This window comes from Paenibacillus sp. FA6, from assembly GCF_051550225.1.
In the GTDB taxonomy this organism is placed as follows: Bacteria; Bacillota; Bacilli; order Paenibacillales; family Paenibacillaceae; genus Paenibacillus_AQ.
Window position 1 is genome coordinate 5255340 of the sequence record NZ_CP188820.1, and the last position, 14761, is coordinate 5270100.

Annotated in this window: 10 protein-coding genes; 8 read left to right on the forward strand and 2 right to left on the reverse strand. The window is 40.7% G+C overall.

Features of this window, described 5'->3' with window-relative positions; genetic code table 11:
• Window positions 1-113: 113 nt before the first annotated feature.
• Window positions 114-1802 carry an FUSC family protein gene (locus tag ACP8HI_RS23760; RefSeq protein WP_438348579.1) on the reverse strand — a complete coding sequence of 563 codons (1689 nt, stop codon included), beginning with the start codon at window positions 1800-1802 and terminating at the stop codon, window positions 114-116.
• Between the two features lie 193 nt (window positions 1803-1995).
• On the opposite strand from ACP8HI_RS23760, the gene ACP8HI_RS23765 reads away from it, so the two are divergent.
• From ACP8HI_RS23765 to ACP8HI_RS23775, 3 genes are read left to right on the forward strand one after another with little or no spacing between them, the layout of a single operon-like run.
• Window positions 1996-3408 (forward strand): MFS transporter, encoded by a 1413-nt coding sequence (locus ACP8HI_RS23765; protein ID WP_438348580.1) that lies wholly within the window; start codon window positions 1996-1998, stop codon window positions 3406-3408.
• Between the two features lie 40 nt (window positions 3409-3448).
• On the forward strand, window positions 3449-4615 hold the full coding sequence (locus ACP8HI_RS23770) for an amidohydrolase (protein WP_438351966.1): 1167 nt from the start codon (window positions 3449-3451) through the stop codon (window positions 4613-4615).
• Between the two features lie 12 nt (window positions 4616-4627).
• A complete protein-coding gene (locus ACP8HI_RS23775) occupies window positions 4628-5827 on the forward strand; it encodes a M20 family metallopeptidase (RefSeq protein ID WP_438348581.1) in 1200 nt (399 codons plus the stop codon).
• Here ACP8HI_RS23775 and ACP8HI_RS23780 read toward each other — a convergent pair.
• Window positions 5822-8104 carry a glycoside hydrolase family 65 protein gene (locus ACP8HI_RS23780; protein WP_438351967.1) on the reverse strand — a complete coding sequence of 761 codons (2283 nt, stop codon included), beginning with the start codon at window positions 8102-8104 and terminating at the stop codon, window positions 5822-5824. The genes ACP8HI_RS23775 and ACP8HI_RS23780 overlap by 6 nt on opposite strands.
• A gap of 112 nt (window positions 8105-8216) precedes the next feature.
• On the opposite strand from ACP8HI_RS23780, the gene ACP8HI_RS23785 reads away from it, so the two are divergent.
• From ACP8HI_RS23785 to ACP8HI_RS23805, 5 genes are all read left to right on the forward strand, one after another.
• Window positions 8217-8969 carry an AraC family transcriptional regulator gene (locus ACP8HI_RS23785; protein WP_438348582.1) on the forward strand — a complete coding sequence of 251 codons (753 nt, stop codon included), beginning with the start codon at window positions 8217-8219 and terminating at the stop codon, window positions 8967-8969.
• Between the two features lie 47 nt (window positions 8970-9016).
• Window positions 9017-10792: a sensor histidine kinase gene (locus ACP8HI_RS23790; protein WP_438348583.1), complete on the forward strand. Its 1776-nt coding sequence runs from the start codon at window positions 9017-9019 to the stop codon at window positions 10790-10792.
• Window positions 10789-12315 carry a response regulator transcription factor gene (locus tag ACP8HI_RS23795; protein WP_438348584.1) on the forward strand — a complete coding sequence of 509 codons (1527 nt, stop codon included), beginning with the start codon at window positions 10789-10791 and terminating at the stop codon, window positions 12313-12315. Before ACP8HI_RS23790 ends, ACP8HI_RS23795 begins: the two co-directional genes overlap by 4 nt.
• A gap of 169 nt (window positions 12316-12484) precedes the next feature.
• On the forward strand, window positions 12485-13714 hold the full coding sequence (locus ACP8HI_RS23800; RefSeq protein WP_438348585.1) for an ABC transporter substrate-binding protein: 1230 nt from the start codon (window positions 12485-12487) through the stop codon (window positions 13712-13714).
• 98 nt (window positions 13715-13812) lie between these two features.
• On the forward strand, window positions 13813-14760 hold the full coding sequence (locus tag ACP8HI_RS23805) for a carbohydrate ABC transporter permease (protein WP_438348586.1): 948 nt from the start codon (window positions 13813-13815) through the stop codon (window positions 14758-14760).
• Window position 14761: the final 1 nt, after the last annotated feature.

Below are 14761 nucleotides of genomic sequence, written 5' to 3' on the forward strand. Positions count from 1 at the left end.
GCATTCAGGCTATGGGTGTTTTGAATATGAACTTAGAGTGTTCCTATGTTGAGTTTGGGCGATGACATACTTACCAGCTGCTACAAGCCATCCTTTCGTAGCCGAGTCATTATTTACTCGGTAAGAGCATCCTGAAGATCATTTATATCTTGTTGTATCTTAGAGAAACCTTTGATCTCGGGGATGTGTTTTGTAGAGAATGGACGCTGTTGTTCAACAGCGATGGCCATCGTTTCAAAAACAAGAAGTAGTTGGGAGAGGCTCTCATCTGACAGGACGGGTCGATCAGCGTATCTTTGACTGGATTCTAGTAAATACCCTAATTGTTCTATATAAAATATAGCGGGCCTAAGTGCTTCTAAGGCTGTTGTATTGCTAGGGATTTCTCCAAGTGCTGTTGTATATACAATGTTTAGATTCGTTAGATTTGTTCGCATTTTGCCTCTATCTGCGGATCTTTGTACATCAGTGTTGCTTCTATATTCCGAGAATAGCATCATGAGAAATTGCTGCTCACTCCGGAGGGTTTTGGCCATTACATGAGGAAGCAAACTTGAAGCTTGTCTCTTGCCTATCAATAATGTTCCAATAAGGCCAATGACAGATCCGATAAGGACGTCGGTTATCCTTGCAGATGCCAAGAAGGCAGTATTATGTAACTGAGTCGTGCTTTCGGCAAGAAGTAAAGCATTCGATGTGATAAACAGTGCGGCAATCGCATAATTAACAACAATCGCAAGCTCTGTAAGAGCTGTTAGTGCCACGATAGCGATGACGATCACCAATCCCTCAGGATGAAGAGAAAGGATGATCGAAGCGATCAGAACACCGAGGATCGTTCCAATGGAACGCTGGATCGCGCGATGGAATGTGGAGATAATAGTTGAACCCGACATGACAGATGCACAGGATAAGGTAATCCAATACGATCGGTTAAAGTCAAATGAATAGGCAATAATCGCTGCGATTGTAAGGACTATTCCATATCTTGTCGCTGTAAGGAACACAATAGAATTCTTATCAAAGGAACCCCCAAATACCGTCTTTAGAGATGGCTTAGAAATTTGAATACCGCGATTAATCTGGTTCATATAAATTTGATTGGCTTGATCATTTAATATAAGTAATCGTTTATATTGATCTGAACTTCTCCAAGATATGTACCCTGCGGACAGCGTATCCTCTGCTGATTTTAACGATAGTACTAGTCTCTGTCTTGCCTTGTTAGAGTCATCTGTACCTATGGAATCCATATAATGGGCAAGATCTTTATAAACTTGTTGTACAGCAATGGTTTCCGGCCCATGTGGGTTCATGAACCAGCCCATCATTCCGATGATCCAAGATAATACCCCACCTAATAGAACTAGACCTGTACGCAGGGGAGCGAGGGCAGGATCTAAAGGCATCCCCGTAGCCATCGTAAAAGCTAGAACAAAGAATATTGCTGCTGGACCTGCAATTCTTAAGGAGCCAAAGACAAATGTTGCTATCGCACCAATCAGACCGACTGTTAATGCTGAGGCAAGCGAGAAAGGGGCAAGAAGAGTTCCTAGACCAACGGATAAAGACATTCCAAGGAGAGCGAAAAGGAGTTTCTTTGCTCTTAATGCATAGGGGATATTGAATACGTAAAGATAGGTGAGTCCACCAATGCCTGCTAGTAATCCGTATTGGAAGTTTCCTAATAGCAACCCTATAAGGGGAGGTACCCCAGAACATATCCCAGCACTGATGGCCTTTGTCCAAGGAAGAGGATTCTTATTCATCTTAAAGGCTTGTTTTATTGCAATTTTATGCATACAGAGCTCCTTTAATCATATGGCTTATATATTTCTTAATCAATTGCACGCTATAGGGATGGAGTTATTTTTTTATTATAATGTGCCCTAGCAAAGAAAGAAGCATCCTTATGATGATGGTTTGACAATTAGTTTTATAAATATCGGTACTTTTGCTAATAATACCTCCATGCACATAAGGAGGATATAACTCATGGACACTAGCTATAAAGGGACAAACAAATTGATTGCGGGAATTGTGTTTGGTGTTTTAACGTTCTGGCTTTTTGCGCAGGCAATGGTCAATGTCGTTCCAGCAGTTCAATCAGATTTAGGTATTTCAATGGGAACGCTTAATGTAGCCATTAGTTTAAGTTCGTTATTCTCAGGGATGTTTATCGTTGCTGCTGGTGGATTAGCAGATAAGGTTGGACGCAAAAAGATGACATATATCGGACTAATATTAAGTGTTGTTGGTTCTTTACTCCTAATATTTGCTAATGGGTCCGTTATGTTAATTATGGGTCGTGTCGTTCAAGGTTTATCCGCTGCATGTATCATGCCAGCAACCATCGCATTGATGAAGACTTATTTCGAAGGTGCAGATCGACAACGTGCACTTAGTTATTGGTCTATCGGATCTTGGGGTGGTTCTGGTGTATGTTCTCTTGCCGGAGGTGCGATTGCGACGTATTTGGGATGGAGATGGATATTCATCTTTTCGATTGTGTTCTCGCTGCTTGCGATGTGGCTTATTAAAGATACGCCCGAAAGTAGAGGACAATCAACAGGTGCATTTAAATTCGATTACACGGGCTTAGCTATTTTTATAGTAACGATGCTTGCATTAAATATCTTTATTACTCAAGGTGCAGATTTGGGTTGGACAAGCCCGCTTACGCTAGGTTTGGCGGTTGTTACCATCATAGGAGCTATCGTGTTTGTTAAAGTTGAAAAGGGAAAAGCTGTTGTATTAATTGATTTCTCCTTATTTAAAAATAAACCGTACGCAGGTGCCACATACTCAAACTTCTTGTTAAACGCGGTAGCAGGGACACTTGTTGTTGCCAACACGTATGTTCAAGTAGGTCGAGGATTTACTTCTTTTCAATCAGGGATGTTATCCATTGGTTATTTAGTAGCCGTGTTAGCTATGATTCGTGTCGGTGAGAAAATTCTGCAGAAGGTAGGGGCAAGATCACCAATGATATGGGGTTCAGTCATAACCTCTGTTGGTGTAGCAGCGATGGGTTTAACTTTCTTACAAGGATTTGCCTATACAGTTGCTGTGTTTATTGGATTTGCCTTATTTGGTCTTGGACTTGGAATATATGCAACGCCATCAACAGATACAGCGGTATCTAATGCACCTTCCAACAAAGTCGGTGAAGCTGCAGGGATCTACAAAATGGCAAGTTCCCTTGGTGGAGCGTTCGGTGTTGCAATTTCAGCAACGGTATATAGTTCAATTGAAGCAGTGGCAAGTCTGGAAGTCGCTGCAACAGCCGGGATTATCACAAACGTTATATTCGGTGTACTTTCAATCATTTCTATCGTTATATTTGTTCCAAGAAATGCTGGCAAAAAGACGTCATCCCCATCACCGTTAGCTAAACCTGTGACATAATAAAAAAGGAGGCATTTATTTGAGAAGTCGATTAATCAAAATGTTGGAAGAACGAAAAGATGAAATGGTTCAAATTCGTCGACATTTACATAAAAACCCAGAACTATCTTTTAAAGAAGACAAGACGGCTCAATATATTGCCGATTTCTATAAAGGAAAAGATGTAGAAGTTCAAACGAATGTTGGAAATGGATACGGGATTATCGTAACGATTAAAGGTGGAAACTCAGGAAAGACAGTCGGATTGCGAGCAGATTTTGATGCACTTCCAATTCATGAAGAAACAGATGTTCCTTTTAAATCAAAAAATAAGGGAGTCATGCATGCGTGTGGACATGACGGCCATACAGCTTACATGTTAGTGTTAGCAGATTGTTTAATTCAATTAAAGGATTCTATTCCGGGTACAATCAAAATTATTCACCAAAATGGGGAAGAAATGCCTCCGGGTGGTGCAAAAAGCATGATGGAGTCTGGCTTGCTTGATGACTTAGATACTGTTTATGGGATTCACTTATTCCCGACACATCCAGCGGGTTACATAGGATACCGTAGCGGTTATGCGTTTGCGGGCAGAACATATTTCAAATTAGTGGTTCAAGGTGTAGGGGGTCATGGATCTTCTCCTCATTTGTCTAACGATGCGATTGTGGCGGCTTCTCATTTTGTAACCGCCGTTCAGACGGTCATTAGTCGTCGCTTGAATCCTTTTGATGTTGGCGTGATTACCATTGGTTCTTTTGATGGAAAAGGATCTTTCAACGTTATTAAAGATAGTGTAGAGCTTGAAGGTGATGTTCGTTATATGACAGTTGAGATTCAAGAGTTGATTGACAAAGAAGTTCATCGCATTGCAAAAGGAATTGAAGTTGAATTTGGTGTGAAATGCGAACTAACGTATACAGCCGATTATCCGCCATTAAAAAATGATCCAAAAGTGACTGCAGAAGTCGTGGCAAGTCTTGAGAGCATGAATGATCCAGATATCCATGAAGTTAGTGAATATCCAATGCTCTCTGGCTCAGAGGACTTTGCTTACTATTTAGAAAAGGTCCCAGGTTGTTTCTTTGTCATTGGTTGTAAACCAAAAGGAGTTAAAGAAGCCTATTTCAATCACCATCCGAAATTTGATATTGATGAAGACGCTCTACTTGTTGCTGCAAAGTCAGTAGCTCAAGTGGTTTGTAGTTATTATGAAATAAATTAAGGGGGTCATCAGATGTTATTGAATGATTTAATGGAGAAGTTAGATGCCAAAAAGGACCGTATGATCGAGATTCGCCGACATCTTCATGAGCATCCGGAGCTTTCTTTCCATGAAGATCAAACGGCTGCCTATATCGCCGATTTTTATAAAGGAGTACCGGTGGATTCCGTGGAAACGAACTTCGGTGGCCAACGCGGGGTCGTTGTAACCATTAAAGGTACTAAGCCAGGAAAAATGATCGCTATTCGTGCGGATTTCGACGCATTGCCTATCAAGGAAGAAACCGGCTTACCGTTTGCGTCAAAAAACGAAGGTGTCATGCACGCTTGTGGACATGATGGGCATACGGCCTATATGTTGGTATTAGCAGAGACATTAGCGGAGATGAAAGAGCAGTTGAAAGGTACGATTAGAGTCATTCATCAACCAGCGGAAGAAGCACCTCCAGGTGGCGCACTCGGAATGATTAAAGCGGGTGTGTTAGATGGCGTAGAGGCTATCATCGGGATCCATGTCATGTCTACGATGCAAACAGGACATATTTATTACAGAAGCGGGAACACTCAGACAGGAAGATCATACTTTAAATTACGTGTTCAAGGTAAAGGTGGACATGGTTCATCACCTCATATGGCGAATGATGCCATTGTTGCAGCGAGTTCATTCGTTATGAATTTGCAAACGATTGTTAGCCGTCGGATCAACCCATTCGATACAGCTTCCATTACCATTGGTAGTTTTGATGGTAATGGTACATTTAATGTGATCAAAGATGCTGTAACGCTTGAGGGAGATGTTCGAACGATGTCTAATGAAACACGAGACATCGTCGAATCTCAAGTTCGTGCCTTTACAGAAGGATTAGAGAAATCATTTGGTGTAACAACCGTTCTCGAATATGCTAATGACTATCCTGTTCTATATAATGATCCTGAAGTGACAGAACATGTGCATCAAGCTTTAGTAGAAGCTGCTATTCCAGAGGTGGAAGCTGTACTGGAGACAGCTCCACAACCGCCATCAGAAGACTTTGCTTACTACCTTCAACAAGTACCCGGGTGTTTCTTCTATGTAGGTGCGATGCCGGAATCAGGAGAAGCATACCCGCATCATCACCCTAAATTCGAAATCAATGAAAAAAGTCTTATTATTTGTGCAAAAGCGATGGCTTCTGTTGTTGCTTCTTATTGTGATGGTAGCGAATCATTATAAGAGCGATTGCTCAACAGACTGATGAAGCGCTAAACTCACTTGTTCACCATATACTTGAATCTGTAGTTCTTCCCCTTCAAGGAGTTCGATTTGGAAACCTCCTGTATGGATTTGGAACTGAATGAGACGTCCACGGTAACGAATACGGAATGCATACCGATCCCAACTGGTTGGGATCGTTGGTGTTAATGATAGCCCCGACTCTTTAAGTCTTACCCCTGCAAAACCGTATACGATCGCCATCCAAGTCCCGCCCATATTAGCTAGATGTAGACCATCTTTTGTATTGCCATGGGTATTATCTAGGTCGAGACGCGCTGTTTCGGTGAAATAATTATACGCTTTGTCTGCGTACCCGACTTTAGAAGCCATAATGCTGAAAATACAAGACGATAGGGACGAATCATGCGTTGTAATTCCTTCGTAATAATCGTAGGAACGGCGAATGGTTTCTACATCTTGTGCATCTTCAAGCAAGAAATGTGCCAAAACCGTATCCGCTTGCTTACAAACTTGATGACGGTAAATCGTCAAAGGGTGATAGTTCAATAACAATGGATACTTTTCCTTTGGTGTATTTTCGAAATCCCACAACTTTTTCCGTAAAAATGTATCGTCCTGTGGGTTAATGCCCAACTCCTCATCATAAGGCAGACACATGGCATCCGAAGCTTGCTGCCAACCTTCTACTTCTTCCACACTTACACCAAGGCGATCGCAAAGTGCCATCAATCCTGATTCATCATAGGCTTTAAGGATTTCAAAGCTTCTTGCGGCCCATTTCAAGTTGTTCTGTGCCATCGCGTTGGTATAGTAGTTGTTATTTACACAGCAGGTGTATTCATCAGGACCAGTGACTTCATCGATATGAAATGCACCTTGATAATGATGTCCGATCTCGATCCATAGACGAGCCGTTTCAAACAATACTTCAGCACCATACTGCATCAAGAAGCTAGGGTCCTCTACTGCCAAGTAATACTGGGCATAGCTGTAGGCAATATCCGCACTAATATGATACTGAGCTGTGCCGGATGGGAAGAAAGAGGAACACTCTGTACCGGAAATGGTCCGCCATGGGAATAATGCCCCTGCGGCATGACCCATTTCGCGCGCGCGATCGCGTGCTTGTTCCAGCGTGGAATGTCGATAGACGAGCAATTGCTTCGCCATGTCAGGCTGTGTCATTAAGAAGACAGGGAACATATAAATTTCCGTATCCCAGAAGTAATGCCCCTCGTATCCTTCTCCCGTTAACCCTTTGGCAGATATATTGCTGTAAGGGTCCCGACCCGCAGATTGCAGAAGTTGAAATACGTTGAAACGGATACCCTCTTGCAAGGAAGTGTCATTCTCGATGATGATATCGGATGATTTCCAGAATTGATCCATATACCCTTGTTGCAGAACGACCAGATCTTCAAAGCTCTTGCCTTGGAGTCCATCTTGAATTTCAAACCCTTGGGCGATCGGGCTTTCCCCATGTCGCAATGTATCGGTATATACGTTCCATTTCGTGAAGTGAACCGGTTGTTCAAGTGAGAATATATAGGTACATTCCGCTGTGGTTGCGTTGTTATTCATTTGAACTCGCGGATTGCCACCATATTGGTGTCGGGTAACACAAGCCATTTGTAGATCGGACTCTGTCGTCTCACTCATGACATAGGCATAATGTTCTTGTATGCCACATTCCTTTACTGTTAGCAGCTTGGCATGTCCAGATGCTACACGAGGGTCGTTTACTGCTGTGTAGTTCCGCACATCTCCGTTTACGGTAGAGACGAGCTTGACTGGTCCTGTGAAGTTAACGGCTTCAATAACAATATCAATAGCGAACAACTCTCGATATTCAAAAGAAATTAGTCTGCGGAAGGAAATCTTAATTTCTTTCCCAGAAGGAGACTGCCAATGAATGTCTCGCTGAGCATAGCCCTTATCCAAATGAAGATAACGTTCATAGGAGAGAACCTTACCTTCAAATAAGCTGAATAACTCTTCTCCCTCCCCGATATACACACGAATGCCCTGTGAATCAATCCCATTTACAAGCTTCTGCTGTGTGCTCGGAAAACCATGTAGCTTCTCTCCGTAAGGTATACTAATGACATCGTGAAAAGCATTCAAATAGGTGCCACGAATGCTATCCATCTCTTCTGTGTAACCCTCTTCAAAGTTACCTCTTACTCCTAAGTAACCATTGCCAAGAGCAAAGATACTTTCCGAATTTAAAAGTGACTCTGCGGACAAGGCATGATTCGAAATATTCCAAGTCATCATTAATTCCCCCTTCGTGCATCATTTGAATTGAATTTTAGAGTAAGAAGACCTAAACTTATATTAATAAGTCTAGATCTTTATCAAAAAATTTAAGTGTAGGTGATTTGACATGAATCCAATTATCCCTTCGAGTGCGCAACAGTACTTCGTAATGTCTCGATTACAATATCTTGAACAAAGCTTTGTACATCCGAAATTCGATGACGAACAAGAACTCCTTGAAGCTATTCGGTTCGGTAATGAAGCTAAGGCGCTAGTGATGATGTCTAAGATTAACGAAATGGAAGGTGCAACACTGGCAGCCCATCCGCTAAGATCGAAGAAGAACGCTCTGATTGCTTCCTGTACACTATTCACTCGAGCCATCATCAAAGGCAAGGTTGATCCAGAGACAGCATTTCAATTAAGCGATGCATTTATTCTAGAAATTGAAAAAATAGATGATATCCAGCAGTTAATATCCTTTGAGGACGAGATGCTCCTGCAATTCATCGCGATGGTCAAGAGGACAACGCAAATCTTAAATTATAGTCATATTGTGACCTCGGCTATTTACTATATTAACGAGCATATTTCAGAAGATCTAACATTGAAGCAGATTGCCCAGCATATTCAAGTACATCCGAGCTACCTATCTGATCGTTTCAAGAAGGAAACCGGAATCGCTATGACGACCTTCATCAATCAGAAGAGAATTGAGGAATCTAAACATTTTCTTATTCATACGCATATCTCTATTTCTGAAATCGCTTTCTTATGTAAATTCTGCAATCAAAGTTATTATTCCCATCTATTCAAACAATTTACCGGAGAGACTCCCAAACAATTCCGCAAGAACAGCCTGAAGGTATCTGTCTCTTAATCCGGATTAGGTTACTGGTTATCATACTAGAGAAAGGAATGATTCCAATGACAAGATTCAAGCAAACCTTATTGAACTTGAGCCTTAGAAATAAACTGATCATCTCCTTTTCCTGCTTTATCATTACTTCTTTCTTTATTATTGGAGGAACATTATCTTGGTTATATTTCAACTCCAACAAAGAGATGATTCTAGACGCAACCGAGGAGAACAATAGGCAAATTATTAATAACATTGATACTTCGCTGAATCCCTTAATGAGGTTGTCCATGTATCCTTTACAAGATAAAAAGCTTCTTCAAATTCTGAGAAAGGATTATTCGGCTGTAACCTATCCGAAACTCGAAATTAGTCAAGACTTTAATGCCGTCAATCAGATTATCAAAAACAGTATGCTCCTAAATACAGATTTAATAGAATCTGTTGTCATTTATCAAGCTCATAACCATTTGATTATCGGAAGAAGTAATACAGATTTGATTAACTACACCTATTTCGAAAATGAATTCATGAAGGAACCTTACATACAAGAAATTATGCAGAAAAAGGGGATAGAAACCGTTATTGGAATACATCCTGAGCGGCTTATGACGTCGAATGACCAAATGGTTGTTTCGATCGGGCGTGCGATCATTGACCCGAATACATATGATAATCTCGGGGTTATTCTTATTAACGTTGGAATAGATAAGCTAAAGAAGGTATGGAGTAATACGCATTTCACTGAAAATACTAAATTTTATTTAATTGATGAAAGTGAACATGTGATCTACAGCCAAGACAGTTCTCAAATCGGGAAATCTTCAGAGGATATACTAGAAGAGACGAAAAAGAGCTCTAATTACATCATCACCTCGTCGTCTAAGGTCACGAATTGGAAGGCTGTTACGGTCATCCCTAAGAACGAGTTGTTTCGTGTACTTGATGTGATGATAGAAACGATTATTATTGCGCTTCTGGTATTGCTTGTATTAGCTATCGTTACATCGGTTGTGATTGCGACGAGTGTCACCAAGCCATTAGCCATATTGCAACATAAGATGAAACGAGTATCACAAGGGGATATGGATGTCGTGATTGATATTCAGCACGGAGAAGTGGGCAAAATAAGCATTACCATTGATCATATGCTAGAAGATATTCGTCGATTGATTCAGAGAATCTATGAGGAAGAAACGGAAAAGCGGAGATTAGAATCATTAGCACTGCAATCACAGATCAAACCCCATTTTATATATAACACGATCAACGTGATTAAATGGATGGCCAAAATTCAAGGATCAACAGGTATTGAAGAAGCGTTAACTGATTTCTCTTCTGTCATTAAATTTACGGCCAAAACAGAAAGTGAGTATACAACTTTCCAGGAAGAAGTAGACTTTATTACAAGCTACACCCGTATTTTAGATTTTCGCTATCTGAATAAATTTGAGGTGTCATACGACATCGAACACAGTATACTCCAATATCGAACATTAAAGTTTCTTATACAGCCCTTGGTGGAGAACGCCGTCTTCCACGGCTTCGATGGTGTTGATTACAAAGGGAAGCTATTGATACACATTTATCAGCAGGCAGATAACGTCGTTGTGTTGGTGTCGGATAACGGTAGGGGGATGTCAATGCAGGAGCAAGATACGCTTGAGTTCGCAGAAACGTCAGACCATTTGAATTCGATTGGCATTAAAAATGTACGAAGACGTATTGAACTTTATTATGGAGAAGGATATGGATTGTGGATTGAAAGCAAAGAAAATATGGGGACAACAGCTAAGATTATCGTTCCTATCCTAAAAAATGACCAAATAGGTGATAAAGAATGAGAATACTAATTGTCGATGATGAGCCACTAGTTAGAATTGGAATTAAATCCGCCATCCCATGGGAAGCACATGGAATGGAAATTGTGGGAGAAGCAGCAGATGGTGAAGAAGCGATTCGACTCATGATCGAGCACAAACCGGATGTTATTCTGTTAGACATTAAAATGCCCAAAAGAGACGGGATTGAAGTGCTTCAGGATATGAAGGCGAAAGGGATTGAAGCGAAATGCATCATTCTTAGTAGCTTTGATGACTTCGTGTTCGTGAAAAAGGCGATGCAATTAGGAGCTGTGGACTATTTTCATAAGCCGACCATGAATGTGAATGATGTCTTAGACGTATTAAAGAAGATGCAAAGTCTACTTGAACCACAACGGGAGATGCCGATCGAAAGGGGATTCGGAAAAGGAGATGCGCTAAGAAACATGCTCCACGGGAAAACGGAGAACGCCCATCAGACCAAGCTGAATGAAGGGAATTTGCATGTTATTGTTTTCTCCATCAAGAACTACGTCCAAGTATCCAACCGATATACCCATGATAATGTCACTTTACTGCCGAATTCGATAACCAATATTTTATCGGAGTTGCTGGCCAAAGAAAAGGAAGCTGAATTTACGCAAATTGATAAAAACTTGTTCGCTCTCGTAACTAGTAACATTCGTTCCAAGAGCGAACAGGCGACTCTTTCTTATGTGAATGATCTGATCCAGCTTATCCATTCTTCTTTGAAACGTTTTGTGAATATCGACACGGTATTCGGGACAAGCGATGTATTCAGTTCCTTTATGGAATCTAATAGAGCTTTTACACAAGCCAAACAAGCGCTATCTCAAAAGTTCTATCGCCCCGACCTGTTCATTTTCCACTATCATCACGAACATCATGCAGGTGAACAAGTGCTGGAACAAGTGACCACGTATATCAAAGAGATGAAGATGGGACTAAGAGAGAACAACCGTGAGCAATTCATGACGAATTTGGTTGCATGGGAGCAATTTTTACAAGAAGAAGAATGCATGAGTGAGCAAGATGTCCACAAAATTTATGATTTCATCCTGTTCATGATGGAGAATGGGGAGGAATATAACGAATATCGAAACAAGGCAGCGGAGACGGAAGATTTCACAACTTTAAAAGACGTATACCGCCCTTTCTTTGATGAGAAATGGAACAAAGGTTCTTTGGCGAATCACAAGAAATATAGTCAGATCGTCCGCAACATCTTGAAGTATGTTGAAGAGAACTATACGCAAGATATCTCCCTGAAGATGTTAAGTCATCATTTCCATGTGAGTTCTAATTATATTAGCAGGCTATTTAGTCAGGAAGTCGGTAGAGGACTGTTTGACTATATGAATGAAATACGAATCGAGAAGGCAAAGGACATGTTAAAAGACTATCGATATAAAATTTATGAAATCGCGGAAATGGTGGGGTTTAACAGTCATGTCCATTTTGCCATTGTATTTAATAAATATGTGGGTATGTCCCCGAAGGAGTTCCGCAAAGAAAATAGCTAATTTGATTAACAAATAACAATAACGATAAAGAAGTTGAAACAGCCACGAGATTGATCTTGTATAAAGGGCGAAAACAATAAACAAATGATCATTATATTAATTTCTCTTCCGTTCTGTAAGCGGTAACATTATGAATAGCAAGAAACTTCGTTCACAGGGGGATTAAAAAATGAAAAAAAGAATTTCAATCGTACTGATTGCAATATTTCTCTTAACGACCGTGTTAGTCGGATGTGGTAAAAAGGAAGCCGCAACGACAGATCAAGCAGGTGGCACGAGTAAGAAGCCAGTTACCGTTTCTCTAGGGTTCTGGGGAACTGCTCAAGATTTGGGCATCTACCAACAAGCGGCGAAAGACATCACAGTAGAAAACCCAAATATTAAACTTGAAATTAAGCAATATCCAAGTAGTGATGATTTCTGGAACACACTTCCAGGTGAAATCGCGGCTGGAGTTGCACCGGATTTAATCAAGCTTAGTAACGAAGGCGCATTTGAATATATAGATAAAGGTTTGTTCGACCCACTAGATGAATTGATTGAACCTGCTGGCGTTGACCTATCACTGTATAGTGGCGTTGATATTTGGAAGGTAGACGGCAAACAATACGCACTACCGATTAGTACGATGCCGGCCATGTTCCTAATTAATGAAGGGATGTGGAAGGAAGCTGGACTTGGTGAATATCCGAAGACATGGGATGAAGTTCAAGCTGCTGCTAAACAGCTAACAACAAAAGATGTACATGGTATTGTAATCAACATTGATGCCTTTCATATTACGAACTATGTGAAAAGTTATGGTGGTGGTTGGGGCAAGGGTACGACGATCAACTCCCCAGAAAACGTAAAGGGTGTTCAGAAAATTCTGGATATGTATAAGGATGGATCCGCGGTTACACCGAAATCGCTTGGTTACGGATGGGACGGCGAAGTGTTCGCTAATAATAAGGCAGTTATGACTACAGGTGGTTATTGGTATAAAGGTTACTTGAAAGATGCCAATCCTGATTTGAAGTATGTTGCATTCCCTGTTCCTGAAGGAACGACTCATAACAGTACAATGCACTCTGATGGATATGTCATTCTCAAAGATGCTAAGAACAAAGTTGAAACGCTTCAAGCAGCATCTTTCTTAACAGGTGAAAAAGTATTAGGCGAATTTGTGAAAGTAGGTAATAACCCATCTCTTAAATCTTTGTCATCCAAATTCTTCGAAGAGAATCCTGAATTCGATGCAGTTAAACCAGCCATTGAGTACAGTACAGATTTTGGGTATCCACTCGAAACTAAGAAATTCATTGATGAATTGGTTAAACAACTAGAGGATACCATTCTTGGTGGAGGTAACAAGTCAGCTCAAGAAATTCTCGATAAAGTGCAAGAACAGTTCAAATAATAAATAAGGTTCGCAGCGATTTCCGTCTCCTAACGAGGCGGAAATCGTTGTATCACATCGAATTTAATAACTTATAGGGAATATAGGAGGGATATATCATGTCTGATTCCGGGAATAAAAGCGAGTCTTTACATGCATATCATCAGAAGAGGGAACCTTGGTTTCGTACTTTTGCCGATTCGGACAACATGGTGGGATGGCTTTTTACCCTGCCTTTTTTAATATTGTGGTCTTGGTGGTTTTTCTATCCGTTTATTCAATCCTTTATTCGCAGTTTTCAAGATATGAACTTTGCGGCAATGGATAAGGCTAGTTTCATTGGATTGCAGAATTATACGCAAATATTACAGGATTCTGAATTCTTTAAGGCAGTCCTTCATTCATTGGAAATTGTTATCATTGCTGTGCCAATCCAAACGATTCTAGGGCTCTTGATGGCTGTGCTTGTCAACCAGAAGATGAAAGGGAAAGGCATATTTAGAACGATCTTCTTCATCCCGTATATCACGTCGCAAATTGCTGTGACAACTGTGTTTATGATGTTATTTAAAAAAGGGACATTTGTTACTAACTTCTTTGCTGCTTTTGGTTTTGGAGATGTAACCTGGTACGCGGACACAAGTTATGCTCTTATCTTCGTAGCAATTCTGTTTATATTCCAACAAGCAGGCTTTAGCATGATTGTGTACTTATCCGCACTTCAAGAAGTCCCGGCAGATTTATACGAAGCCGCAGGTATTGATGGTGCATCGAAATGGGATAAATTCCGTTATATTACGGTTCCATATATTAAACCTATATCCTTTTTTGTCATTTCCGTCTCTACCATTCTTGGCTTTCAAATTTATGACCAGATTGCCGCAATCTCCAGATATGGGGCGCTTGGTTCACCTGCTGGGGCAACAAGTACAGTGGTCACATACTTCTATCAACATGGTATCCGTTACATGAATATCGGGTATGGAAGCGCAGCTGTTGTTCTGTTTTTCTTCATCATCATGCTCATTACCTTCTTGCAAAAAAAATTATTGGACGATAAGGGGTGAA

Excerpts from the sequence above, each read along its gene's own strand:
- ACP8HI_RS23780 (WP_438351967.1), bottom strand. The coding sequence starts at position 8,104 with ATGACTTGGAATATTTCGAATCATGCCTTGTCCGCAGAGTCACTTTTA.
- ACP8HI_RS23785 (WP_438348582.1), top strand. The coding sequence starts at position 8,217 with ATGAATCCAATTATCCCTTCGAGTGCGCAACAGTACTTCGTAATGTCT.
- ACP8HI_RS23790 (WP_438348583.1), top strand. The coding sequence starts at position 9,017 with ATGACAAGATTCAAGCAAACCTTATTGAACTTGAGCCTTAGAAATAAA.
- ACP8HI_RS23770 (WP_438351966.1), top strand. The coding sequence starts at position 3,449 with ATGTTGGAAGAACGAAAAGATGAAATGGTTCAAATTCGTCGACATTTA.
- ACP8HI_RS23805 (WP_438348586.1), top strand. The coding sequence starts at position 13,813 with ATGTCTGATTCCGGGAATAAAAGCGAGTCTTTACATGCATATCATCAG.
- ACP8HI_RS23775 (WP_438348581.1), top strand. The coding sequence starts at position 4,628 with ATGTTATTGAATGATTTAATGGAGAAGTTAGATGCCAAAAAGGACCGT.
- ACP8HI_RS23800 (WP_438348585.1), top strand. The coding sequence starts at position 12,485 with ATGAAAAAAAGAATTTCAATCGTACTGATTGCAATATTTCTCTTAACG.
- ACP8HI_RS23795 (WP_438348584.1), top strand. The coding sequence starts at position 10,789 with ATGAGAATACTAATTGTCGATGATGAGCCACTAGTTAGAATTGGAATT.
- ACP8HI_RS23760 (WP_438348579.1), bottom strand. The coding sequence starts at position 1,802 with ATGCATAAAATTGCAATAAAACAAGCCTTTAAGATGAATAAGAATCCT.
- ACP8HI_RS23765 (WP_438348580.1), top strand. The coding sequence starts at position 1,996 with ATGGACACTAGCTATAAAGGGACAAACAAATTGATTGCGGGAATTGTG.